At 49.2% G+C, this 24,332-nt stretch carries 25 protein-coding genes; 16 read left to right on the top strand and 9 right to left on the bottom strand.

All coding sequences use genetic code 11. The features are described from left to right. The first annotated feature begins 169 nt into the window (after positions 1-169). Positions 170-769: a nitroreductase family protein gene (locus A3844_RS02355; protein WP_074106489.1), complete on the top strand. Its 600-nt coding sequence runs from the start codon at positions 170-172 to the stop codon at positions 767-769. A gap of 121 nt (positions 770-890) precedes the next feature. Here A3844_RS02355 and A3844_RS02350 read toward each other — a convergent pair whose 3' ends face one another. Together A3844_RS02350 and A3844_RS02345 are read right to left on the bottom strand one after the other, a co-directional pair. Then, positions 891-2,105, bottom strand: a complete 1,215-nt coding sequence (locus tag A3844_RS02350; RefSeq protein WP_074102198.1) for a foldase protein PrsA — start codon at positions 2,103-2,105, stop codon at positions 891-893. A 217-nt stretch (positions 2,106-2,322) separates the two neighbouring features. Continuing rightward, positions 2,323-2,658, bottom strand: coding sequence for a LytTR family transcriptional regulator DNA-binding domain-containing protein (locus A3844_RS02345; protein ID WP_074088630.1), 336 nt, complete (start codon positions 2,656-2,658; stop codon positions 2,323-2,325). 221 nt (positions 2,659-2,879) lie between these two features. On the opposite strand from A3844_RS02345, the gene A3844_RS02340 reads away from it, so the two are divergent. Continuing rightward, positions 2,880-3,992 carry a lactonase family protein gene (locus A3844_RS02340; protein ID WP_074106488.1) on the top strand — a complete coding sequence of 371 codons (1,113 nt, stop codon included), beginning with the start codon at positions 2,880-2,882 and terminating at the stop codon, positions 3,990-3,992. A gap of 145 nt (positions 3,993-4,137) precedes the next feature. Here the strand turns inward: A3844_RS02340 and hfq are convergent, their stop codons facing one another. Beyond that, positions 4,138-4,359, bottom strand: coding sequence for an RNA chaperone Hfq (gene hfq, locus A3844_RS02335; RefSeq protein ID WP_074088632.1), 222 nt, complete (start codon positions 4,357-4,359; stop codon positions 4,138-4,140). A 110-nt stretch (positions 4,360-4,469) separates the two neighbouring features. Between hfq and A3844_RS02330 the strand changes: the two genes are divergently transcribed. After that, positions 4,470-5,126, top strand: coding sequence for a phosphatase PAP2 family protein (locus A3844_RS02330; RefSeq protein ID WP_074102195.1), 657 nt, complete (start codon positions 4,470-4,472; stop codon positions 5,124-5,126). 59 nt (positions 5,127-5,185) lie between these two features. On the opposite strand, the gene A3844_RS02325 is transcribed toward A3844_RS02330, so the two are convergent. Next, complete coding sequence (locus A3844_RS02325) at positions 5,186-5,701, bottom strand: hypothetical protein (RefSeq protein WP_074106487.1); 516 nt, start codon at positions 5,699-5,701, stop codon at positions 5,186-5,188. A 222-nt stretch (positions 5,702-5,923) separates the two neighbouring features. On the opposite strand from A3844_RS02325, the gene A3844_RS02320 reads away from it, so the two are divergent. Together A3844_RS02320 and helD are read left to right on the top strand one after the other, a co-directional pair. Continuing rightward, positions 5,924-6,955 carry an FUSC family protein gene (locus A3844_RS02320; protein ID WP_074102193.1) on the top strand — a complete coding sequence of 344 codons (1,032 nt, stop codon included), beginning with the start codon at positions 5,924-5,926 and terminating at the stop codon, positions 6,953-6,955. Positions 6,956-7,225: 270 nt separating this feature from the next. Then, complete coding sequence (gene helD, locus A3844_RS02315) at positions 7,226-9,583, top strand: RNA polymerase recycling motor HelD (protein ID WP_074106486.1); 2,358 nt, start codon at positions 7,226-7,228, stop codon at positions 9,581-9,583. Between the two features lie 121 nt (positions 9,584-9,704). Here the strand turns inward: helD and A3844_RS02310 are convergent, their stop codons facing one another. The 3 genes from A3844_RS02310 to fsa all read right to left on the bottom strand — a co-directional run bounded on the left by A3844_RS02310 (position 9,705) and on the right by fsa (position 12,159). Beyond that, positions 9,705-10,925 carry an MFS transporter gene (locus tag A3844_RS02310; protein WP_074106485.1) on the bottom strand — a complete coding sequence of 407 codons (1,221 nt, stop codon included), beginning with the start codon at positions 10,923-10,925 and terminating at the stop codon, positions 9,705-9,707. 12 nt (positions 10,926-10,937) lie between these two features. Beyond that, positions 10,938-11,381, bottom strand: coding sequence for a MarR family winged helix-turn-helix transcriptional regulator (locus tag A3844_RS02305; protein WP_074102190.1), 444 nt, complete (start codon positions 11,379-11,381; stop codon positions 10,938-10,940). A 130-nt stretch (positions 11,382-11,511) separates the two neighbouring features. Next, on the bottom strand, positions 11,512-12,159 hold the full coding sequence (fsa, locus tag A3844_RS02300; protein WP_074088639.1) for a fructose-6-phosphate aldolase: 648 nt from the start codon (positions 12,157-12,159) through the stop codon (positions 11,512-11,514). A gap of 230 nt (positions 12,160-12,389) precedes the next feature. Between fsa and A3844_RS02295 the strand changes: the two genes are divergently transcribed. The 3 genes from A3844_RS02295 (at position 12,390) to A3844_RS02285 (ending at position 13,968) form a co-directional block, all read left to right on the top strand. After that, positions 12,390-12,857 carry a hypothetical protein gene (locus tag A3844_RS02295; protein ID WP_074088640.1) on the top strand — a complete coding sequence of 156 codons (468 nt, stop codon included), beginning with the start codon at positions 12,390-12,392 and terminating at the stop codon, positions 12,855-12,857. Next, complete coding sequence (locus tag A3844_RS02290) at positions 12,841-13,395, top strand: macro domain-containing protein (protein ID WP_074102189.1); 555 nt, start codon at positions 12,841-12,843, stop codon at positions 13,393-13,395. The genes A3844_RS02295 and A3844_RS02290 overlap by 17 nt, the downstream gene beginning before the upstream one ends. A gap of 96 nt (positions 13,396-13,491) precedes the next feature. Next, complete coding sequence (locus A3844_RS02285) at positions 13,492-13,968, top strand: GNAT family N-acetyltransferase (RefSeq protein WP_083606644.1); 477 nt, start codon at positions 13,492-13,494, stop codon at positions 13,966-13,968. Positions 13,969-13,975: 7 nt separating this feature from the next. Here A3844_RS02285 and A3844_RS02280 read toward each other — a convergent pair whose 3' ends face one another. Then, positions 13,976-14,173 carry a hypothetical protein gene (locus A3844_RS02280; protein ID WP_074106484.1) on the bottom strand — a complete coding sequence of 66 codons (198 nt, stop codon included), beginning with the start codon at positions 14,171-14,173 and terminating at the stop codon, positions 13,976-13,978. A gap of 80 nt (positions 14,174-14,253) precedes the next feature. On the opposite strand from A3844_RS02280, the gene rpiA reads away from it, so the two are divergent. The 5 genes from rpiA to A3844_RS02255 all read left to right on the top strand — a co-directional run bounded on the left by rpiA (position 14,254) and on the right by A3844_RS02255 (position 19,772). Next, positions 14,254-14,934, top strand: a complete 681-nt coding sequence (gene rpiA / locus A3844_RS02275; protein ID WP_143191987.1) for a ribose-5-phosphate isomerase RpiA — start codon at positions 14,254-14,256, stop codon at positions 14,932-14,934. A gap of 46 nt (positions 14,935-14,980) precedes the next feature. Further along, entirely contained in the window at positions 14,981-15,427 is a 447-nt protein-coding gene (locus A3844_RS02270) for a VanZ family protein (RefSeq protein ID WP_074106561.1), read from the top strand. A gap of 62 nt (positions 15,428-15,489) precedes the next feature. After that, positions 15,490-15,930, top strand: coding sequence for a GNAT family N-acetyltransferase (locus A3844_RS02265; protein WP_074106482.1), 441 nt, complete (start codon positions 15,490-15,492; stop codon positions 15,928-15,930). 234 nt (positions 15,931-16,164) lie between these two features. Next, positions 16,165-16,617, top strand: a complete 453-nt coding sequence (locus A3844_RS02260; protein ID WP_143191978.1) for a MarR family winged helix-turn-helix transcriptional regulator — start codon at positions 16,165-16,167, stop codon at positions 16,615-16,617. Continuing rightward, positions 16,614-19,772 (top strand): MMPL family transporter, encoded by a 3,159-nt coding sequence (locus A3844_RS02255; protein WP_074106481.1) that lies wholly within the window; start codon positions 16,614-16,616, stop codon positions 19,770-19,772. Before A3844_RS02260 ends, A3844_RS02255 begins: the two co-directional genes overlap by 4 nt. A 99-nt stretch (positions 19,773-19,871) precedes the next feature. On the opposite strand, the gene A3844_RS02250 is transcribed toward A3844_RS02255, so the two are convergent. Beyond that, on the bottom strand, positions 19,872-20,543 hold the full coding sequence (locus tag A3844_RS02250) for a tetratricopeptide repeat protein (RefSeq protein WP_074088646.1): 672 nt from the start codon (positions 20,541-20,543) through the stop codon (positions 19,872-19,874). Positions 20,544-20,743: 200 nt separating this feature from the next. Between A3844_RS02250 and A3844_RS02245 the strand changes: the two genes are divergently transcribed. The 3 genes from A3844_RS02245 (at position 20,744) to A3844_RS32640 (ending at position 23,947) form a co-directional block, all read left to right on the top strand. After that, positions 20,744-22,408, top strand: a complete 1,665-nt coding sequence (locus A3844_RS02245) for a stalk domain-containing protein (protein WP_074106480.1) — start codon at positions 20,744-20,746, stop codon at positions 22,406-22,408. 181 nt (positions 22,409-22,589) lie between these two features. Further along, the gene (locus A3844_RS02240; protein WP_074106479.1) at positions 22,590-23,588 is read left to right on the top strand and encodes an aldo/keto reductase; all 999 of its coding nucleotides are present in this window, start codon (positions 22,590-22,592) and stop codon (positions 23,586-23,588) included. Between the two features lie 200 nt (positions 23,589-23,788). Then, the gene (locus tag A3844_RS32640; RefSeq protein ID WP_167374618.1) at positions 23,789-23,947 is read left to right on the top strand and encodes a hypothetical protein; all 159 of its coding nucleotides are present in this window, start codon (positions 23,789-23,791) and stop codon (positions 23,945-23,947) included. The last annotated feature ends 385 nt before the right edge of the window (positions 23,948-24,332 follow it).

Below are 24,332 nucleotides of genomic sequence, written 5' to 3'. Positions count from 1 at the left end.
GTATAGAAAGTAGGGGAACGCGCATAATTTTGTACAAGAACTGCGACAATAAGGGGTGGTATGAAGAATCAGGCAAAAGGAAAAAGTTGTGAATGGGTATTGTTTTTTCGGAATTAAAGTGTTAAGATTTAAAAAAGTAAGTAACTAAACAAATGGAGGTATTTATATCATGTCTAAGAACTTTTTTGAAGCAGTAAAAGGCAGACGATCCATCTATGCAATCAGCAAAGAATCCCCGATTTCCGATGCAGAGATTCAAGAGATTGTAGAAGCGGCCGTTCTACATAGCCCAACTTCTTTTAACTCCCAGAGCTCAAGAGCGGTAGTACTGCTTGGAGATAAGCACGATAAGGTGTGGGATATTACAGCGGATACCCTGCGCAAAATTGTACCAACAGAACAATTTGAAGGTACTGCACAGAAATTGTCCTCTTTCAAAGCTGGCTACGGTACAGTATTGTTCTTTGAAGATCAGGCAGTAGTGAAGCATCTGCAAGAGAACTTTGCCCTTTACGCTGAGAATTTCCCGATTTGGTCAAACCAGTCCTCCGGAATTCTACAATTCGTAGTTTGGACTGCATTTGCTGATGCGGGTCTTGGAGCTTCCTTGCAGCACTATAACCCTTTAATTGATGATGAAGTAAAAGCAACCTTTGATATTCCGGCAGACTGGAAGCTTATTGCTCAAATGCCTTTCGGTAAAACCGTTAACGCACCGGGTGAAAAAGAATTCCAGCCGATCGAAGAGCGCGTAAAAGTAATTAAATAAGGGAACTGTAACTTGAAGAACCAGTAACACTTATCAGTTTGTACGAATTAAAAAAAGAGGACGGCGGAAGCGCCTGTCCTCTTTTTGAAGTGGTTCTAATTCGGCTCGGGAGTAATTCCCCTTACTTTGTAGTCGGAGCTTCTGTTGCAGGAGCTGCGCTGGCATCAGGAGCCGCGCTTGTAGCAGGAGATGCGGATGCTTTAGCTTTGGCATCAGTCAGTGTATTCGTAATCTTGGCAGCTGCAGTCAGATCCTGAAGCCAAGTGGAAGACATTTCGGATACCTTTTTAGCTTTTAGGGTTTTGGTGATTTCTTCTTTCTTCTCGGCAAGTGTGTATTCATGAGCTTCTTTACGGTCAGTTACTTTAATAACATGGTAGCCGTATTGAGTTTTGACAGCGCCGCTGGTTTCACCAACCTTGAGCTTGAAGGCAGCATCTGCGAATTCAGCGACCATATCGCCTTTCTTGAAGAAGTTAAGATCGCCGCCTTTATCCTTGGAGCCAGTATCAGCTGATTTCTCTTTCGCGAGTGTGGCAAAATCCGCGCCATCTTTCAGCTGTTTCACAATGGCATCCGCTTCTTCTTTGGTTTTTACTAGAATATGGGAAGCCCGGACTTGTTCTTCCTGGTTAAAGGAAGCTTTATTTTCATTGTAGTATTTGGAAATTTCATCATCAGTGACAGTTACTTTAGGCTCAACCAGCTTGCGGATTTTAACTTGCAGCGGCATTTGCTTTTTCAGATCGTCCAGCGTCATCGAACTTTGCTGCAAAGCGCTCTTGAGTCCCTCTTCACCGCCGAACTGTGTCTTCAGGTCTTCAATCTCAGCAGTGATGTCGGCATCGGTAACTGTAATGTTAGCCTTTTTGGCCTCCTGGTCAACAAGCGTGGTGGTGATCAGGTTCTGCAGAGTGGCTGCCCCGCCGGCTTCAACCAGCTTGTCGTAGAGCTCAGCTTTGGAAATATCGGTACCATTGACGGATGCAACAGCTACTTTGCTGTCATCCTTCTGGAATGGCTGCACGATGAGAACAACAATAAGGGCTGCAGCGAGGACAAGCGATGCGATCATCCAGCCCTTGCCGCCTTTAGCAGATGGGGTGGAAGGAGGTGTTCCATCGCCGACTTTGTTCATAACCGGAACATTGGCAGCGCTGTCAGGTGCGTCCTTCTCTTCGAATACTTCTGCCGCTTCCTGCGCGCTTACGGGTTCCAATTCAGGAACTGAAGCGGATTCTTCTCCTAATCCTTCATTGATACCGGAAGTGCTGTTATCTTCCGTCGATCCATTGTTGTCCAGATGTTCATTCTCATTGAAATCCTTTTTGTCCATTATAATTAATGACTCCCTTCAATATAGGTGTTGCCTGTCTTTCTACAACTTTACCAGAAATCAGGATTCCAAACCTTAAGAAAGTATAAAAAAGCTGATTTACTTTTTAAGTTTCTCTTAAGATACAAGGAAAAAGCCGGAGCGTCATGGGTATCCCCATGCGTTTCCGGCTTCTGGTAGGCTCCGTATTTTTTTCCTGCGGCGGATATGTAACCGCTTAAGAGCTGAGGCTTTTCAGCAGATGGCGTATGCTTTCCTGTTTGCGTCTTGGCACGCGGACAGTCTTGGCGTACAGACCCATCTCTCCGAAATAAATACTGTCGTCTTCGATGGAGCTGATCTTGTTAAGATTGACGTAACAGCCCCCATACACATGGTAATAACTTGGATTAGATAACAAACGGTTAAGCTGCTCGGCAGTCATTCTCTTTTTAATATTATAGTTTCTGCCGTGAAAAATGACCAAATCATGGTCCCCGACCTTAAAGAACAGAATGTCCGTTTCCACCTCGAAGTCCTCATACACATTTCTGGCTTCCAGCAGGCTGCTCATTCATGTTCCCCCTTTATACAAAATTAAAACTCAATGTTAGCGCTTTCATTATAACATAACGTTTTACCCTTGAGAAGCCTTATTTTTAAAATGTTTTATGACATTTTTAGCTTGCGATTTGTCATAGACGCTGAAAAAATGTAAATTAATAAGATGGCTACAGTGAAATTGGGTTGTAATGGCCCACAATATGGATGAACCATTTGAGGAGGATTACCGAGATGAAAGACAATACTAGACTGCTGCTGTTTACCGGTTCCTACGCAAGCGCTGAAGAAAGCGGGGTTCAGGTATATGAATTGGATAGAGCAGCGGGAGGCACGCTTGCACTGGTGGATAAGGTACAGGGTATAACAAACCCGACCTTTGTTAATGTAAATGTTGCTGAAGGACGGCTGTATGCCATTGGAGAAAAGTTCAATGGAGAGGGGGGCAAGGAAGGGGAAGTGGTTTCTTTTGCCATTGACCCGCAGTCCGGCAAGCTCACCGAATTGGACCGCATTTCGACCATGCCAGCCACAGGCAGCAATCAAACCACAACTTGCCATATCTCAAGAGATTCTCAAAGTGAGTATATTATAGTGTGCAGCTATCACGGAGGACTGGTGGGACTGGTGACTCTGGATCAGCAAGGTCTGCCGGTCCGGCTGGAGGATACCGCAGTACATACGGGACAAGGAAAGATGCATGGGCAGGACAAGCCTCACCCGCATTCCGCAATCTTCAGTCCGGATGAGAAATTCCTGTTCGTTTCCGATCTTGGACTTGATGTGATTCGTAAGTACCAGATTAACCATGACACCCGGACGCTGGAAGCAAAAGGAGATACCCTACTTCATGATGGAGCCGGACCGCGTCATTTCGTTTTTCATCCGGACGGTAAATCCGCCTATGTTATCAATGAGTTGGATAGCACAGTTACTTCTTTTCTTTATGATAATACAGCCGGTACGCTTCAAACGGTTGCCACCATTTCTACACTGCCTGATGGCTACCCGTCTGCAGACAATAGCTGTGCCGAAATCGCTTTGTCCGCAGACGGACTCTATTTGTACGGATCAAACCGCGGGCATGACAGTATTGTGGTGTATGCCGTTGATCCTGCAACCGCCAGGCTTACACTGGTGGAGCATGTATCCACCCATGGCGGGCATCCCCGCCATTTCGCCCTAACCCCTGACGGCGCTTACCTGATCGCTGCGAATCGTGATGGCAATAATCTGGTTGTATTCAGCGTTGACCGTGTAAGCGGAAGACTTATCTTCACGGGCAATACAGCTGAGGTATCCAAACCGGTGTGTGTAAAACCTGTATATTTCCCGGTGATGATATAAACTCCCGGAGAACCCGGCTCTGTGACAAATACAAGGATGATGTACATGGTTAGTTCTTTAGATCCTTATATTTTAAGCAAAAGGAACACCGGAGCTGCTTGCTCCGGTGTTCCTTTTGAAAAGAAGGTTCCGTGGAAAAATATTCTTATTTTAGCGAAACAGGCTTCAGCGGCACAATGGTGGAAACAGCCGATTTGAACAGTACATTCTGTCTACCGTCACCCTGGCCCTGCAAAGTGATGGTGTAAGCGTCATAGGAGGTTACATATCCTTGCATTTTAACTCCATTGGTTGTAAAGATTGTCACGGGAACCTTGGTTGAAATGCACTGGTTCAACAAACGTTCCTGTAATTTCAGAGTTTCCACTTCGGCAGCACTCCATCTTTTTTTGAATTGTTTTCCAGGACATTATACCACGGGGAAGACCCTCTCTGGAAATGGAGTCGCTCAGCATTAGAATAGACAAGGGGGTAATTATGCTGCAATTTCAATCTGGATCCAGAGGTTTCCGGGGTTTTTTATGGTTTCTGCTAGCTTTTGCTGTGATTGCTGTGTTTGTTAAGCTGGACCGGATCTCTGGTTTTGATATCACAATTATACATGTTGTACAATCAGCGGAAATCCCGGCTCTCACTTCACTGGCCAAAGGATTATCCCTGGTGGGCTCCTCAAAAATTGCAATCGGGATTTCGCTGCTGACCATGATGCTGTTGTTTTTTGTACTGAAGCATAGAATGGAATTGCTTTTGTTCCTCATAGTCGGCTTAGGCTCACAGATGCTGAACACATGGATGAAGCTTTGGTTTCACCGGGAGCGCCCGAACATCCACCGGTTAATTGAACAAGCGGGATACAGCTTCCCGAGCGGACACTCTATGGCGGCGTTTTCCCTCTATGGTGTGCTTGCGTACCTGCTATGGAGGCATATGAGGGGCGGAACGGAGCAGGTACTGTTGATTCTGTTCACTGTACTTATGACTGGAGGTATTGGCTGGAGCCGTGTCTATTTGGGCGTGCACTACCCAAGCGATGTTATTGGAGGATATGCTGCCAGCGGGGCTTGGCTGATGTTGTGCATTACCTGTTTTGAGGCGTTCCGGAATTCACGGAAGCAGAGGCAGCAGCACCCATGAAAAATGCGGATTCCCATTAACGCTCACCTGGGAATCCGCATTTGGCGGCATGACCACTTTTACCGGTTATCCTTGGCTCGCGGTGAGTTTGAGGGCTTTTGGGACTCCTGAAAATGAGCGGTGCGGCTGATACTCAGCTTCAGCAGTGCGGGCAGGCTGGCTTTCAGCTTATTCGCCTCTTCCCGGGTTACCTGGCCGTTTGTAATCGAAGCTTCAAGCTTCAGGCTTGCCGCTTCACTTAGCTTTTGGATATATTGATCCTCGGTCCATCCTTTTTTCTCCCGGGCTAGAGCATACAGGGTTTTTCCCGCTCTCAGGCTGCGGATTAACTCGGCACGGTCCATCTCCAGTAACTTGGATGTCTCATTGATGATGAAATGTCCGCCTCCGGCTCTGAAACCTTTGTCCATATGCGGGGCATGGGGACGCGGTTGTGCTTTCTCAGCATGAACCGCCGAATCCGGTGTAGCGGAAGGAGTTCTTCCGGCTGTATTTTCGGCAAAAGCGGCGGCCGGAGCCAAGCAGAGGAGTAGCGCTGCTGTGAGAGCTGTGATTTTTTTGACATTGTTGCTCATGGTTTCACCTCGGCTGTTATTTGTGGGACTGCTGTAACCAGTATTCCCCGAATGCTGAAAGAATCCTGAAGGCTGCCTTAAGACATACTAAAATTCGCCAGCCTGCATCCTGGGTAATAATGTCTGTACTAATAGAGATGAACCAAAGCGGATCAGGATATACATATTTGTACGTAGTGATATCGATGAAGTAACGCTTACAAAACTTTAGGAGGGATGGATTTGGCTTTTGGCGCCCGCATACTCAAAACCGGATTGGCAGTAACACTTGCCCTCTATCTGTCCGCTCTATTGCACTTCACTTCCCCCGTGGGCGCGGCGATTGCAGCGATATTCGCCATGCAACCCTCCATCTACAGATCCTGGCGGTACTTTCTGGATCAGATTCAGACGAGTACTATGGGGGCGGTTCTGGCGCTGCTGGGTGGAATGCTGCTGTCCAACGAACCGATTGCTGTCGGTCTGGTATGTATTCTCGTGATTATGATCAGTATGAAAATGAACCGGGCCGATACGATCGGTCTGACCCTGGTAACTGTAATCTCAGTCATGGAGGCCTCGGGGCAGTGGGATTTTGCCTTAACCCGTTTTTTGCTCACGCTGACCGGTATTATTTCAGCATTCATTATTAATATCGCTGTATTTCCTCCGCAGCCGCGGAAGCAGTATATCCAGCAGATTGAAAATGTATTCGGCAGCTTGTCGCTGCTGCTGCGGACGGCGGTGTCGCATGAAATGAAGGAGAGCGTCTTCCGCGATGAGAAAAATGCGCTGGAAGGCTCGATCCGGTCACTAGCCGACAAATACACTTTGTTTGAGGAGGAGCAAAAGCAGCTTCGCAGGGCTAAATACAGCCAGACCCGGCAAATGGTCGTCTACAAGAATCTGCTGGCTTCACTGCAGAAAGGGTTTGAGGTGCTGGAGGCGGTGGAACGGCATTATTTTCAGGCCGAACGTACAGAGCTTACAGATGAGTTATTCGACCATCATTTGGAGCAGCTGATCAAGTACCATGAGACAATTTTGCTCAAATTCGAAGACAAACTAAAGCCGGGAGCGACCGATATTGCCCCGCTCGGCGGGGATAACGACCGTTTCCTGCAAGCAGCAATCAACGGCTATGATGCCGGGAAAAACGGACAGCTGAGATTGTCTGTTGTGGCAGCAGCGATCTATGACTATGGGTACCAGTTGGAGCGTCTGGATAAAGTGGCGGACCAGATCAACCGGCTTTCAGGGGATGAAAAGGAATAGTTCGCCATTCCGCATGGATATGCGAATGTTGACCACCCATCTGATAATGGAGCATACTTTATAGTGTTCAGCATGTAAGGTTAACTAGTCTAGACAGAGCAAAAAGATCCGGCCCCTAGTGGGACCGGATCATCAAAGACTTGATTAAGTGTGATGCAGTTGATACAATAAAAAGATATGGGAAAATCGTTTGCGATAAAACATAAATGCGCAACTTAATTATAACATGGGTAAGGGTGAATGTCAACCTTCCAAAGGGGATGAATTGCAATGGAGAAACATGATAGTGAATGGAAAGAAGAGCAGGAAAGGGTTAACGGGATTACGAAGCTGTTGTCAGCCCATATCCGGCGGTTATCCGAGGAACTCGGACTTCATCGCAGTGATGTCGTCGATATGCGTAAGGACTTCTGGGAAGAGGTTACAGTGAATTTCAGCAGCCCGGATGACCTCGGGGAAACCTCAACAAGTCTGCGGCAGCAGGCCCAAATTCTGAACGAACGTGAGCGCCATCATCTACAGTCAAGCAAAGCGCTTAAAAAATATAGAAAGCTGGTTGTATCTCCCTATTTCGGCAGGATTGATTTCAAGGAGACACCGGAAGCCGGGACAGAGCAGATTTATCTGGGCATCGGCTCACTTATGGAGGATAACGGCACTTTCCTGATTTACGACTGGCGCGCACCGATCTCCAGCCTTTACTATGACGGGGCTCCCGGGCCGGCAGCCTATGAAACGCCAGGCGGGCTAATCTCCGGAACGATGGAGTTGAAGCGCCAGTTCGTCATCGATGACGGGACGATAGAAGTCATGTTTGATACAGGTGTAACCATCGGCGACGAGCTGCTTCAGCAGGTACTCAGCCACAGTGCTGACGACCGGATGAAGAGTATCGTAGCGACGATTCAGAAGGAGCAGAATGCCATCATCCGCAATGACCGGAGCCGGATGCTGGTCGTTCAAGGGGCAGCGGGCAGCGGTAAAACCTCAGCCGCATTACAGCGCGTAGCCTATCTGCTCTATAAATACCGTGAAGTACTGCAGGCAGACCAAATGCTGCTCTTCTCGCCCAATCCGCTTTTTAACAGCTATGTCTCCACTGTGCTCCCGGAACTGGGTGAAGAAAACATGCAGCAGACCACCTTCCAAATGTACCTGGAGCACCGGCTGGGCCAGGAGTTTGAGCTGGAGGACGTCTTCAATCAGACAGAAAGTCTGCTGAATGCCCCTGAAGGACCAGAGGCGTCCACACGCAGAGAGGGAATCGCCTATAAATCCTCTGTGGCCTTTCTGGATGTGATCCGGCGTTATGTCAATCTTCTAGAGCATGAAGGGATGCTATTTAAGCCGCTTGTATTTCAAGGCCGGGCAGTTGTGAGCAAGGAAGAGATGGAGCGCAAGTTCTACAGCTTTGATTCCAGCATTAAACTGGCGAACCGTATCGATCTTATGACAGGCTGGCTGCTCAAAAAAATCGCTGCGTTCAGTGTGGAAGAACGGGAGTCGCAATGGGTAGAGGATCAGATTGAGTTAATGGATTCCAGCGACTATCAGCGGGCCTACAATATGCTTCGCCGCAAGGGCGGCGGCCAGAATGATAGCTTTGATGATTTCGATATGGAGAAAACCTCGCTCGCCAGATTCATCGTCAGCCAGCGTCTGAAGCCGCTGCGCGGCTGGACCAAACGCGGAAGATTCGTAGATGTGAAGGGGCTGTACAGCCTGCTTTTTGCAGACCGTGGATTAATGGAGCGTCTGAGCAGCAGTCAGAAGCTTCCTGATGTCTGGGACAACATCTGCCGGCAGACGATAACATCAATGCACCAGAACGAGCTTGCCTATGAAGATGCCACACCTTTTCTGTATCTGAAGGAACTGAGCCAGGGTTTCCGTACGAACACACTGATCCGCCATGTGATTGTAGATGAGGTGCAGGATTACTCTCCTTTCCAGCTGGAGTTCATGCGGCGACTGTTCCCGCGGGCCAAAATGACAGTGCTCGGCGATCTGAATCAGGCGATTTATGCCCAAGGTGAGGTACTGGGAGATCTGGGTGGACTGGTCAGCATCTATGGGGAGGAGAACACAGAGGTGATCTCATTGACCCGCAGCTACCGTTCCACCTATGAGATCGTTGAGTTTACGCGTTCGATGATTCCCGGAGGGGAAAAGATCGTTCCTTTCAACCGCCGGGGAGAATCACCACAGCTGACCGTTGTGGACAACGAGGAGGGGCTGCTGGCTTCAGTAGAACGGGATGTACTGAATCTGCATTCCATGGGCTATCATTATGTAGCGGTCATCTGCAAGACAGCGGAAGAGAGTGCCAAGGTTCATGCCGAGCTGCAGGACAGACTTCAGGTAAGACTGGTTACAAAGGATACGCCCAATTTTCAAAGAGGAACACTGGTACTCCCCGCCTACCTGGCCAAAGGTGTAGAATTCGATGCCGTGATCATTTACGACGGCTCTGAAGCTAAATATGGCCGGGAAAGTGAACGCAAGCTGTTCTATACCGCATGTACCCGGGCGATGCATTTGCTGCATATCTACAGTCTGGGCCAGCCCAATCACTTCCTGCCTGCTGAGGTTCGTGAGTCTGTGACCGCCGGGGCTTCACAGATCTAAACGCAGGAATACAGTACAGTGCAAAGACCGCCTCCAAAAATTGATATTTGGAAGGCGGTCTTTTTCTGAATATTCCTCAGAGTGGTCTTAAGTGACCTCAGTGGAACATCTCTGGCAATATCTATTTGGCTGCTGGGTGGCTAGTGGAAGGTTCTTGTGCAAGGCTCCGGCGTTTATTACGTGAAGTAAGGAGTATCACTGTATAGATCAACAGCAATAAAAGCGGGGCAAGGGTTGAATAACGGTACATGACAGCATAGCTGGTATACAGTGCAACCGAACCGAGAATCAGGGAGCCAAGGGCTACACCCAGATCCAGTGAGTTGAAGAACATACCGTTAGCCATCCCGCGCTGACGGGGCTCTACGGATTGAATCATCCAGGTCTGCAGTGCAGGCTGCATCGAGCCAAACCCTATTCCATAACAAATTGCGGCTGGAAAAAGGGCGCCTGTTGATGAAGCGAAAGAAAGCAGCAGCAATCCTGCGATAATGAATAGACTTCCCGGAATAAGCAGGGCTGGCGGGCCGAAACGGTCATAGATTTTACCGGACAGAGGTCTTACAACCACAATGGCAACGGCATTGAACAGGAAGAAGTAAGCGATATGATCCAGATGAATTTCCGTACCAAATAGAGCCAGAAATCCCAGCAGGCCTCCATAAGAGACGGCTAGCAGGAAATTAAGCACGCAGGGTACGAATAGTCTGCGGAAGGCTCCGCCCTTAAGTTCCGATACCGGTGCACTTGCCGGTTCCTTATGATGTGCAGGCAGCTTCGTGGTCAAACGGTAGCCGAGTGGCACAATCAGCGCCAGGACTGCTGCTGTGCAGATAAGCAGCGAACCGAAGCCGGGTCCCTGCAGCAGACTGAGTCCGATCAGCGGGCCGGCTGACATCGCCAGGCTCGTAGATAGGCCGAAATACCCCATACCTTCGCCCATTCGCCGGATCGGGATCACATCAGAGGCCATTGTCGGGAATGCGGTGCTGGCCATGCCGAAGCCAACCCCGAACAGCATCCGGAGGAGCAAGAGAGCAAGAATGCTTCCTGCCCAGTAGTAGCCAATCACCGCAGCAAGGGAAACAGCCAGTCCAAGGAAGATCAGCAGATTGCGGCCGCCCTTCTCCATAGCCTTTGCGGAGAAGAGGCGTGAGGCAATGGCGCTTAGTGCGAATAGACTGGTTACAAGACTGACTTGTACGGAAGAAGCGTGGAGTGTTCCTTCGGCATACGCAGGGAGGGTGGAGAGGGTCATTTGCAGACCCATGAACAACATTAAGTTACAGATTGTGAGAATAATAAAAGACGGGGTCCATAATCGCTCAGATGTATGATTCAAAACGGGTTTCTCCTATTCTTTAAGCGTATTTCCGGTGTTGTGATAGATCAGCTCCAGCATGGAGCGGAGGTCTTCCAGCTGCTCTGGGCGGAGTCCATTAACAGCTGTTGTAATCATCTGTTGCTCTAGAGAAACCGTTCGCTCAATCAATGACTTGCCTGTCTCAGTCGCATAGAGCTGGAAGGCACGCCGGTCGGTGGGGCTCATGGTCTTGTGTATGAAGCCTTTCTTCTGCAGCAGTTCAACAATGCGGGCGGTAGTCGGCTGGTCCTTGGCGGCCGCAGTGGCAACCTCTTTCTGGTTAATGCCTTCACGGTTACAGATCATCAGCAGGATAGACCACTGCTCCGGAGTGATGTCATAAGGCTTAAGGACACGGGCAAATGCATTGGAAATCCTCCGGTGCGTAGAGCCGAGAAGAAATCCGAGGAAATCTTGTGGTGAAGAAAAGGGCATGATTACTCATCCTTTCACAAATACTTGTCATAACAATTATATTCAAGACATCTATATATGTCAATGTACAACAAAAAAGCCTCTCCCCGCATCTGCGGAAAAAGGCTGGTAATGTATTGGTAATGGGTGCTTAGACTTGCGGAACTTTCTCCCAGTCTTTCAGGAAACGCTCGATACCGCTGTCGGTCAGTGGATGCTTCCAGAGAGAAGGCAGGAGGGAGCCCGGAATAGTTGCAATGTGCGCACCTGCAATTGCTGCCTGCTCCACATGTGCAATGTTGCGGATACTTGCAGCGATGATTTCCGATTGAAGTCCGTAGTTGGTCAGGATGGTCTTCAAATCCGAGATCAGCTTCATGCCGTCAACACCGATATCATCCAGACGTCCAACAAACGGGCTGATATAGGTTGCGCCGGCTTTGGCGGCCATCAGTCCCTGGGCTGCCGAGAAGATGAGGGTTACGTTCGTTTTAATGCCTTTTTTGGTTAATTCATAACAAGCTTCCAGACCATCTTCAGTCATCGGCAGCTTGATAACCACGTTAGGTGCCCATTCAGCGATTTCGTAAGCTTCCTTCAACATTTCTTCGGCTTTCAGACCGATGACCTCAGCGCTGACAGGGCCTGGTACAATCGCAACGATTTCTTTGATAACATCTTTGAACAGTCTGCCTTCTTTGGCGATAAGCGACGGATTTGTCGTTACGCCATCCACTAATCCGAGGCGGGTAATACGTTTGATTTCTTCAATATTTCCGGTATCCAAGAAAAATTTCATTTCGTGGTATCCTCCCTTGGTTTGATATGGATTGACAAACATTTTTGCACCACTTCATTATGAATCATGGTGCTGGAAGTTTCAACTGTTAATATGAATATTTCAAAATAACTTTATAGAATTCCAGGTAAAATGTTAATTCAGCGCGCTGTGCCCATTCCCTGACACGTTCGTCACGTGATAATATAGAAGCGGTGTTGCCCATATCGCCGAAAGGGCAGGTGTCAGATATGTTTATAGTATATGCAGGGGTTGTCGCCTTTCTTTTATTTGCTGCCGGAATCATTGCTTTCCAGAACAGCAGGCTGGTTGCCCAGCAGGAAGCGGATGAATCTGCAGGACGCATCAGCAGTTTAATGTATTCTGTCTATCATCAGTCCTTTTCATACAATGATGAGCGGCCGGAAGCGGTTCCTTTGTTTCAATTTAGCGTTCGTTCACTTCTGGAGGGGCAGCTTGCAGGCGGAGAAGTCGACAAGACGATAGCCCTGTGCCGGGTTCCTGCAGGAGGCGGTGAAATGGCACTCTCTGACGCTCAGAGCTGGATGCTGGGCAATATCCGGCAGTCTTCTCTGCGGGGCGAGCAGATCCAGGCGGATTCTTTTACGGACAACGCATTGAGCAATGGGGAGAAAGAGATGATCCTCCGTTTGGAATCGGCTGTGAAGGAGGAGACCGCAGATGCAAATCATCATTAACCATGTAGCCATTTCCACCCGGCAGGGTGACATTACCGCCTGGCAGGGAGACATGATTGTAAATGCTTCGAATTCGGGCCTTTTTGGCGGTGGTGGTGTGGACGGCGCGATTCACCGGGCTGGCGGACCGCAAATAGCTGAGGCATGTGCAGAGATCCGTCACAAGCAAGGCGGTATCCTTCCAGGTGAAGCTGCGGTGACCAATGCGGGAAATCTGCCTTTCCTGGGGATCATACATACGGTAGGGCCGATATGGAAAGGCGGAGCTGCGGGAGAAGCTGCAATTCTGGCCAAATGCTATTCGAGCAGTCTGGAGGCAGCCTGTAGACGGGGGGCGGTAAGTGTTGCTTTTCCCAACATCAGCACTGGGGTCTACAATTTCCCCAAAGTCCTGGCTTGTCAGACTGCGCTGAATTCTGTCATTGAGTATATAAAGGAACGCGATTCCGGTGGACTGCCGCTGAAACGGATAGAATTCATCTGCTATGAGAAGGATAATGCCCAATTATACGAGGAAATGCTTCATGGCTTTGCCTGAATTGCGTTATCACGTTCCTGTGCTAATATGAAAATCACAAGCTGCAACTATATAGATAAAAGTACATTCCAATGGGATGAGAGTGAGGGATCAGAAATGTGTTCTAATATTGGAGTGAACTTTGTTGTAGTTGATCCCGAGAATAAGGATTTGAGGGCGCTAATTGACCGTCTGGATGTTGAACTGAAATCAAGGTATCCGCATGAGACGATCTACGTAGTGGATTTCTCTGACCCCAAGGTGCGGGAAATGACCTTCGTGGTGGCTTATGCCGGGGACAAGCCGGTAGGCTGCGGGGGCCTGCGTCCACTGGCTGAAGATTCTTCCAGTATGGAACTCAAGCGGTTCTATGTAGATCCGGATACCCGCCAGCAAGGGATAGCAAACCGTATGCTGCTGGATTTGGAACAAAGGGCTGCAGCAGCGGGCTGCAGAGAAATCCGGCTGGAGACAGGCATCAAGCAGCCGGAAGCCATTGCCCTGTATGAGAAGAACGGCTACCGGCCCATTGATTTGTTTGGACCCTATATTGGTGATCCTGACAGTCTTTGTTACGGCAAAATTTTGTCTTAATCCAAGTTTATGCGTGGTACTTGCCGGCCGGTGCATCCAGCACCCACTCCAGCATCAGGATCATATCCTCAACCCGGCTCAGCTGGGCATTCAGCGGTTCCCGCTGGGGGCTGCCATCCGGCAGCGGTGTCAGCCGGGATTCCACGGATCTTTTCTGCAGGGTCAATTCGTTAATTTTGGATTGGATCTGTTGTTCGGTTCTCATGCTGGAAGCCTCCTGGCGGTGATGATTTGATGGTACTTCAAAACTATTATAACGGATACATGGGGGTATTAAAAATGAGTATCAATGTGAAGCAGCTAGCGGCAGAAAAGGCAGTAGAGTATGTTAAGGACGGAATGAGAGTCGGACTCGGAACAGGTTCTACAGCTTACTGGGCCATCCGGAAGCTCGGTGAGCGGGTAAAGGAAGGGCTGCAGATCACTGCCGTTGCCACTTCGGTTGCCTCAGAGGAACAGGCACGTGAGCTCGGGATCCCTCTGGTCGGTTTCGGCGATATCGGGAGTCTTGATCTCACCATCGACGGTGCGGATGAGCTGAACCATGATCTGGAGCTCATTAAGGGCGGCGGAGGTGCGCTGCTTCGTGAGAAGATCGTAGCCCGCAATAGTACACGGATGATTGTGGTGGCTGACGAGAGCAAAGCTGTTCATACGCTAGGTAAATTTCCATTGCCGGTGGAGATCGTTCCATTCGCCTGGGAGTGGACCGTGGCTGCGCTGGCCAAGCTGGGCTGCACACCAGAGCTCCGGCGGAGCGGGGATGCCCTGTACAAGACTGACAACGGAAATTACATTGCGGATTGCCGTTTCGGGTCTATTGCTTCAGCTGCTGAACTCGCGGATTCCCTTCAGAATATTACAGGGGTAGTGGAACATGGCCTCTTTATTGGCATCGCCGCTGTGGCGATTGTCGGCAAACCGGACGGGAGCATTGAAGTCATTGAGCGCGGGCAAGGCGAGTAACAAAGGTAAGCACAGCAGCACCGGCCAGAGCAGCAGGAAAAGGCACATGCCACCGCAAGCGGAGGGAATAGCCAAGGCGCTCCTCATGATTCTGTTTATTGGATATAGTGCCGCCCTGGTATACTGGATGTTCCTTGGATTTGGACGAACGGTTCATACAGAAGGGCCTTTCCGGTATAACCTGGAGCTGTTTCGTACTATAAGGTTGTATTTTGATCTAGAGAACGGAGTTTCTGTGACAGGAAGGGTTATCAATATACTGGGCAATGTAATTGTATTTGCGCCATTTGGGTTTCTGCTGCCGTTGCTGAAGCGGAATTTGCACGCTGTCATTCGGCTGCTCGTGGTCTCGGCAGCGGGCATACTGCTATTAGAAACCATGCAAATGCTGCTGCGCGCCGGCAGCTTCGATATTGATGATGTGCTGCTGAACCTTGTGGGAGTATTAAGCGGGTACATCTTGCTTCGGATTGTGTATTTTAGAAGAAAGTAAAAATGTAATCATAGGCTCTTATAGCAGGATTAGGTGAAAGTACGGAGAGGAGAACAAAACAAATGCTGATTGATTTGAAGCCGCGTATCGATACAGAAGAAGTAAAGGAGCTGCTGGCTTATGCTGTGATTGATGAACCGGATGCGCTCTGGCGTACAACGGTGGAATATGGAAGTAAGGCGGGACTTCAGCTCTGCGGCTGGGAAGAGGAAGGATTACTTGTAGGACTGGTAGGCTTTGAGGAGACCGAAGATGGTTCGCTGGAAATCCGTCATATTGCCGTGCTCCCGGAGAACCGGGGCAAAGGCTATGCGCGGGGAATCATTCTGGAGCTGCTGGCGGTCCGTAATCCGCGGTATCTGCTGGCTGAGACGGAGGATGAGATTGCCGCAGACTTTTACCGGAATCTAGGCTTTATGGTCTACAGTCTTGGGGAGAATCCCGCAGGTATTGAAATGTTCCGCTGTGTGTATGAAGTTGAAGAAGCTGAGGATGAGGAGTAATCCTGCGGACTGCATCCGCATTTTCCAAAATATAAGGATTTTATGTTTCATGCTGTTTAGGCAGCATGGGTGTAAGCCATTTCGCATATGAATTGCGGGGTGGCTTTTTTTTGCAGTATAAATCTTTTACGGGGACCTGATTCGTGATATTGACTTTTTAGGTTGCCAATCATATAGTTTTACTGTAAAACTATTCTATACACGAACTATTATCAGGGCTAGGAGGTTGGGATTTTGAAGCTTGAGGCGGAGCAATGGATTAACCGCTATGTGGATGCATATATGGTAGTGACCCGGCAGATCAACGCGCAAATTAGAGACAGTATGGCAGAAGGATTAACCAACGATCAATTTCTCATCATGCGTCTGATCAAGAGCCAGGATCTCTGTACTTCCACTTATTTAGCAGAAGCAGTAGCTGTGGGGAAGAGTTCCATCACTGCAATAATTAATAGACTGGTTGAAGCCGGATTTATTGACCGTACCCGGGATGAGAATGACCGCCGCCAAGTCTATTTGTCACTTACAAACACAGGAAGAGAAACCTATTCTACGGCTGAAAAGCAGGTACATGAGGTGATTTCCCCTTATTTCTCGCATTTTGAGGAACGGGATATTGAGAAATTCATCACTATGTTTGAAAAGCTGGCATTTTTGATGCAGGATACAGGAGGTAGAAACAATTGAAGACCATACTTAAAGCAAGATGGGCCATTATAGCCGTATGGCTCGCCGTGGCGGTTCTGTTATTTTTGACAGCTCCGGGCATGTCAGATCTGGTACGCGAGAAGGGGCAGATTTCCGTTCCGGACGGCTACTCCTCAACAAGGGCTTCAGAGATTATGAAGGAAGTGGCCGATGCCAAAGGCGGAGAGACGCTGCATCAGGTAGCGCTTGTCTTCAACAAACCCGGCGGACTTTCCGCTGAAGACACAGAGAGCATTAAGCAAGGCATCGGGAAGCTAACCGCTCAAAAAGACTCGCTCAAGATTGACTCCATCACTGACCCTTTTTCGCAGCCGGAATTGAAGGACACCCTGATTGCCAAAGACGGCAAAACGGTGATGACAGCGCTCATGGTAAGTGGCGGGGGGGAAGCCGTCAAGCAACTGCCGGATAAAGTGAATGCACTGCTAAGTGGTGTCAGCGCCGGTCACTACTTGACGAGCGAAGGACTGATTACAGAGGATACTATTGCCAGCTCGGAAGCAGGGCTGAAGAAATCGGAATACATCACCGTTATCTTCATTTTGCTGATTCTGTTTGTAGTCTTCCGTTCGTTTGTTGCACCATTTGTGCCGCTGCTGACTGTGGGGCTCAGTTATATTGTGTCTCAATCCATTGTAGCGTTTCTTGTGGACCGCTTTGATTTTCCATTATCGACCTTTACGCAGATATTCATGGTTGCCGTCATGTTCGGGATCGGGACGGATTACTGCATATTGCTGATCAGCCGCTTCAAGGAAGAGCTGGCTTCTGCTGAGGATACCAAAAGTGCAATTATTTCAACTTACCGAAAAGCAGGCGGCACAGTATTCTACTCCGGGCTTGCTGTATTTGTCGGCTTCCTGGCGATCGGACTGTCCAAGTTCGTGCTCTACCGTTCAGCGGTAGCGGTGGCCGTAGGAATCGCCGTGATGCTGCTGGCACTCGTGACAGTCGTCCCCTTCTTCATGGCAGTGCTTGGCAAAAGACTGTTCTGGCCGTCAAGCAGCAAGCTTGCGCACAGTGAGAGCCGGATTTGGGGGGCAACAGGTTCCTTTTCCCTTAAAAGACCTTGGGCAGCTTTGTTGATTGTAGCGGCGATCGTATTACCATTCCTGTTGACTTACACTGGCAAACTGTCCTTTAACAGCATGAATGAGATTGGTTCAAACTACGATTCGGTCAAGGGCTTTAACATTATTTCTGAGAGCTTCGGCCCCGGGGAATCTATGCCCGGCAAGATCGTTATTAAGAATGACGACCGTATGGACACCCCGGAATATATAGGGCTTGCGGAGAAAATTAGCCGTGAGCTGGAAAAGGTGGAAGGCGTTAAATCGGTACGCAGTATGTCGCGTCCGACCGGCGAACAGATCAATGACTTTTTGATTCCGACGCAGGTGGCAACTCTAACCGATGGTCTTAGCCAGAGCAATCAAGGACTGACCAAGATACAGTCGGGGCTGGAGAAAGCGAGTAAGCAGCTCAGTGACAATGAGCCGAAGCTGAATGAAGCTGTATCAGGCAGCGCGAAGCTGACACAAGGCACAGCCGCGCTGAGAAAAGGCATTGATGCTCTGGGAGACGGATTGTTGCGCATCGAAAACGGTATAAAGAGCGGCTCTTCGGGAGCCGGTGAGATCAAAGCTGGGCTGGCCCAGGCGGCAGCCAGTGCCAAGCAGTTAGCCGATGCCAATGCATCGCTGCTCGCGGGCTACAAGAAAATCGGGGCAGGACTGACGGCGCTGGATGGCGGACTTGGACAGCTCCAGACCCAGCTTCAAGGCGTGGCAACGGCACTGGGCGGTTTGGGTGCATCTTTCACCGGTCTGGAAGCTGCTCATCCGGATCTCCTGCAGGATGTGAATTATCAGACGATCAAAGGCACTGTAACACAGACTGGTGCAGGAACAGCTCAGCTCGCAGAGGGCCTAGGCCAGATTACGGGGCAGTTGAAAGGAGCCGCAGCGGGCCTGAATGAGGCCAATACGGGATATGCCAAAGCGGCAGCCGGACAGACTGCGCTGGCGCAGGGTCTCGATAAGCTGGTGGCTGGAATCGGCCAGCTGCAATCAGGACTGAATCAGGCAGCAGCCGGACAAGGACAGATCGTGGATAAGATTCCTTCCATTACAAGCGGTCTGGATCAGCTTCAGGGTGGCCAGCAGCAACTGGCAGACGGCTTCGGCCAGCTTACAGGACAAATCAGCCAATTGACCGATGGGCTGAGCGACAGTGCGGACGGCCTGAAGCAGATTACAGGCGGACTTGATTCTGCACAGGATTACCTGAAGCAGATTCAAGATGCCAAGGATGATGAGCTGAGCGGGTTCTTAGTACCGGCTGAGGCGCTTAAGTCTGATGGGATGGGGCAGGTGTTTGATAATTATCTGTCTGGAGACCGCAAGGTGATGACACTGGACGTAGTGTTTGCTGCCAATCCATACAGTGCGAAGGCGATAGACAGTATGGGGGATGTTCAGGCAGCTGTAGACCGCGCCGTCATAGGTACAAAGCTGGAAAATGCCGAAACGGCCATCAGCGGAGTAACCAGTACCTATAGTGATTTGCAGAAAATTTCGAATGAGGATTATACACGGACGGTTGTCCTTATGCTAGGCGGTATCTTCATCATACTGGTAGTTTTGCTTCGTTCGATTATTATGCCGCTGTATCTGATTCTTTCACTAGTCATCACATACTTTACAGCGCTCGGGGTGACCGAGGCGATTTTTGTACATTTGCTGAATTATTCAGGAATCACCTGGACGACGCCATTCTTCAGCTTTGTGATGCTGATTGCGCTGGGTGTGGACTATAGCATTTTCCTCATGGCCCGATTCAATGAGAACAAAACCTGGGATGTACGTGAAGCGATCCTGCACGCAATGCGTAACATGGGTACAGTTATCCTGTCTGCGGTAGTGATTTTAGGCGGCACCTTCGCCTCGATGTACCCGTCAGGAGTACTGTCAATGATGCAGATTGCAACCGTAGTCCTGTCGGGTCTTGCCCTGTACGCGCTGGTGTTTCTGCCGTTCTTCGTACCGGTGATGGTACGGATGTTCGGCCGGGCCAACTGGTGGCCGTTCAGCGGGTCCGCTTCAGATGACAAACCCAAATCGCTGGATATGTAAAAACTTTATCTGAGTTGTAGTTTGAACTCCAAAAAAACCTCCGCTGCACATTACCTGTGCTGGCAGGAGGTTTTTTCGTTGATGTATGTAGCAGCTGAACTAACGCATTTTTGCGAAATAACTGCGCAGCGCCCATCTGCGTTCCTGGCGTTTTTTGTATTTGGGGAGCGAGCGGTAAATAGCTGTTGATTCGGCAAAAGCACGTTTGGCATCGTCAACTCTGCCCAGTGCCTTGTACATCGAACCTGCAAGATAATAGGCTTCGCTGGAGGAGGATTGGATCTCTTGAAACTGGGTTACATAGTGCAAGGCTTTGTCATGGTCGGTATTGCGGAAGGTTTCGGCGAGACGGAGATAAGGCTGTCCGTATTGGGCCTTGCGGTTGATCTCCAGGCCTTGCAGCATCTGAGCTTCGCCTTCGGGCAGGAGACCCAGCTTCAAATTTGCATAGCCGAGCTCAACCCAATATTCGGCAGATTGCTCGTAGCGGTCAGCGATTTGTACAAGCAGTTCCTTGGATTCACTGTAACGCTTGCGCTCAATCAGCAACCGTGCCAAATCGAACTTGGCTGACACATCATTGGGATTGAGTGAAATGGTCGTCCGCAGTCTGGACATTTGGCGGCTCCGGCGGAAGGGTTTGGAGATGCTTGGGAATATACCGACGTATCGGCGGTCCAGAAAATACAGGATAACGAGCAGAAGGATAAGTGCCAGAAAAGGGTTGCCCACCAGGCGGTACAGCAGCAAAAAACCAAGAATTTTAAACATGAATTCCCTCCGTTATATTGGTGTTTCCGAACTCATTTCCTATAGAAGACTGCAGAGCAGGGTAATTATACCATATCAGCCTATATTTCTGATTGTAATTTTTTGAACAGAACGAGCACAACTTTTGCGGACTGGACTGCGTATATAGACTATATTATACAAAAGATACCAATCTGCTTGAGAAGAAAGGCAGGATTGCCATGAATATATTTTTCCGGAAAATCCGACTTTTAGGTATGCTATCAACAATTGCTGTAACTGCAGTAACTGGAGTATTTGGATTACCTTCTATTCACGTAACTGCCTCCGGTTCAACTTCAACTTCTGATTCGGCAGCAGTGGCAAACAGCACCGTTTCAGCAGCTTCCAAACTGCCAGGGATTCAACAAATCGTAGCATCTGCAGGGTTCTGGGGCGGAAGTTCATTTGCACTTGGCAAGGATGGTTCCGTATGGGTTTGGGGCAGCAATGTATATGGCCAATTCGCAAATGGCACTGCCGGGCCTCAGGGCTGGACTATAACTCCACACCGTATTGAGGCGCTGGACCATACCCGGCAGCTATTGATTGGATATGGATATTATCTGGCGCTGAGAGAAGAGGGGACGGTGACGGTGTGGGGGGCTTATGCCAAGGATGATAACATTTCGGTTAACCAGCAAAGTGAGGTTCAGCAGCCGCAGACCATACCCGGGTTAGCTGACGTCGTTAAAATTACCTCCTGCTCAGGGGGCATGCTGGCTCTGAAGAAAGACGGCACATTAATGCAGTGGACAGCTCCGGACAGAACGGCTGCAGGCTATGCTGTAATTCCTCCGGCAAATCCCGTTAAGGGTATAAGCGGTGTAAAAGATATCGCAGGGGGTGCTTTTCAAGCGGCACTCAAGGATAATGGCACTCTGTGGGTGTGGCAATCGGATTCAGGAGTAGCACCCGGCAAGGCATTGCCTCTGTCGCCAACTCCTGTAAGTAATCTGTATCATGTGAAATCCATTGTGATGAATGGGGCTAGCCTGCTTGCATTGACAGAAAGCGGGACGGTGTGGGGGAGCGTGGATGGCGACGTCCATGATCTATCCAAGCTAGTTGTGAAGAAAATGGCCGGATTAACCGGTATTGTCACCATAGATACAGGAAATGGCTTCAATGTTGTCCGCAGCAAGAAAGGAGAATATTGGCTGTGGTCATCTGGAACGGATTTGAACTCCTTACAAAAGGTTACTTCTCTTACCGGTCTGGCGAAGCTTAGTTTGGGGTTAGACGGGTTTGTTGGAGTGAAGAAGGATGGTACCGTCTGGACCTGGGGTGAAAACCATGCAACAGATCCCAAACTGACGTTCACAACCCCTAAGCAAATCAAAGGTCTTCAGTCTCCGGTATCCATCACCTCAGGGGAGAACAGCAGATACGCAGTGCTCAAGGACGGAACTGCAGTAGCCTGGGGAACGAACATGTTCGGCCAGCTAGGCATCAGTGTGCTCGAATCACGGCCGTTCAGGCTGTCGCCGATTCTAAAGCCGATTAACCTAGTCGTTAACGGAAAGCCTCTGGAAGCCGAGCAGCCGCCGATCTATGTAAATGGAAGATTGATGCTGCCGGTCCGTGCCGTATCGGAGAGTCTGGGTTATACGGTTACTTGGGATGCAGGCACAAAGCTTACGAGAAACGGCAAGTCTCTGCTGATCCGGGAGAGCCAGATCCAGTTAGCTGGCGGCAAAAGTATGACAATGACCCCGCCTCCGGTAAAAGTCAGCTATACAGAGCTGGTCCCGGCCTCTGCACTGATCCATGCTCTTGGACTTTCAGTGACTTGGGAGGGGAAGAGTTCTATCCTCACTATACGGGAAGCTGACAATACGGATTGAACCGCCGGATAACCCATACGGGAACAGACTCGTTTCAGAGACAGTCCAGCTGACTGTATGCTAAATTGACAGTCAAAGCCTTAAGTCTTAAGCTGGGGTTGTATCTGCTGATTAGCACAGGGATTTTCTGTGTTCAGTCTGCACATCAGATCGTACTCTATCTATGGGAGAAGGATGATTCATGGAATCAGGATGGGCAACTGCCGGCTTACGTCCTTTGGGGCAATCCGCGTTATTGGTGTCACCGCTTGGACTGGGATGCTGGCAATTCAGCCGGGGCAAAGGCATTGTCGGGAAGTATTGGAGTAATCTGGAGGATGCGGATATTCTGGAAATTGTCCGGGTAAGTCTGGAAGGCGGCATGAATTGGGTTGATACTGCAGAGATTTATGGCGGCGGAAAATCGGAGGAAGCTCTGGCTCATGTGCTGGATCAGTTGAAGAGGGAGAACAGCCCCCATGCCACGCCTCTGATTGCAACCAAATGGTGGCCGCTGTTCCGCACCGCTAATTCCATTACTTCCACGATTGATGAACGGCTTCGCTGCCTTGGCGGGCGGGATATCGATTTGTACCAGATTCATCAGCCCTTTTCCCTCTCTTCGATCGCCAGTGAGATGAAAGCGATGGCCGGTCTTGTGCAAGCTGGTAAGATCCGTAACATCGGGGTGAGCAACTATTCGGCGAAACAGATGACAGAGGCCCACCAGCTGCTCCGCCAATATGGCCTGAACCTTGTCTCCAACCAAGTGAAATACAATCTGCTGGACCGAAAAATAGACCGGAATGGAACGATGGCGGCGGCTAAAGAGCTTGGGATTTCGATTATCGCCTACTCCCCGCTGCAGCAAGGCATCCTGACCGGACGCTTCCACCAGGACCCTGCGCAGATCCAGGCAATATCACGTATGCGAAAATTGCAGTCCGGCCTGGATGACAAAGGGCTGGCCCGCAGTAAGCCATTAATAGAGAGCCTGAAGGGATTAGCTGAGAAGTATGGAGTGACTCCTGGTCAAATTGCCCTTAACTGGCTGATATATTACAACGGGGACACGGTAGTTGCTATTCCAGGTGCTTCCAAGGTACGTCATGCACAGGAGAATATTGGAGCCATGAGCTTCCGTCTTGAGCAAGGCGAGCTTGATCATCTGAATGAAGTCTCCTGGTCAGCTCAGAAATAATGAACCTAAATGTGTATAGGCCTCTTACTATTGAAACTTGTTCAACCTCCATTCCGCTTAGCGGATACGGAGGTTTTTATTTTTTTTATCTTCATATGCAAAAAAACTGTTTAGGATTGGAAGGTACGGGTTAAATAAGGGATAAGATGATGCGCAGATACGCAAATATGGTCGAACCTATTCAAGGAGGTTGAACTTAAATGAGTATGACAGTACATAATCTTATGGCCTATAATCATCAATATTTCAGACCTCAACCTGTGGCTGATCCGAAGCCGCAAAGGTCCGATGACAAAACACTCAGCTTTCAGGATATTCTGAGCGAGAAAATGAAGGCGAATGGCGGGTTGAAGAAATAACTGTAGCAGTCCAGCAAACCTATAACGTTTAAAAAGATAGGGGCTGTCCCATAAGTAGAATTTTCTACGAGTGGGAAAGTTCATTTTAAAAAATCGTAAAACGAAAGAAGAGCAGTGATTCTTCCACTACTGGAGAATTGCTGCTCTTCGTTTTTGGTCTTTGGTTGCTTGCTCCAGCAGAGTGTAGGCGTAGACGATGATTTTCTGGAATATCTTCTTTCTGGTCCACTCTCCAAGCAAAGTTGGTCCATGGTATATTGAATGTACAAAAGAAACCTATCCTTGATTTAAAATGGTTGTGTGCACTTCCATTTTACCAAAGAAAGGTTTCTTTATTTATGATTTTAGAAGGATTGCAGATAGGGTTCCCACTTAAACAGCGGAG

This window comes from Paenibacillus helianthi, from assembly GCF_001909055.1.
In the GTDB taxonomy this organism is placed as follows: domain Bacteria; phylum Bacillota; class Bacilli; order Paenibacillales; family Paenibacillaceae; genus Paenibacillus_AQ; species Paenibacillus_AQ helianthi.
This window is presented reverse-complemented; position numbering and strand designations above follow the sequence as displayed.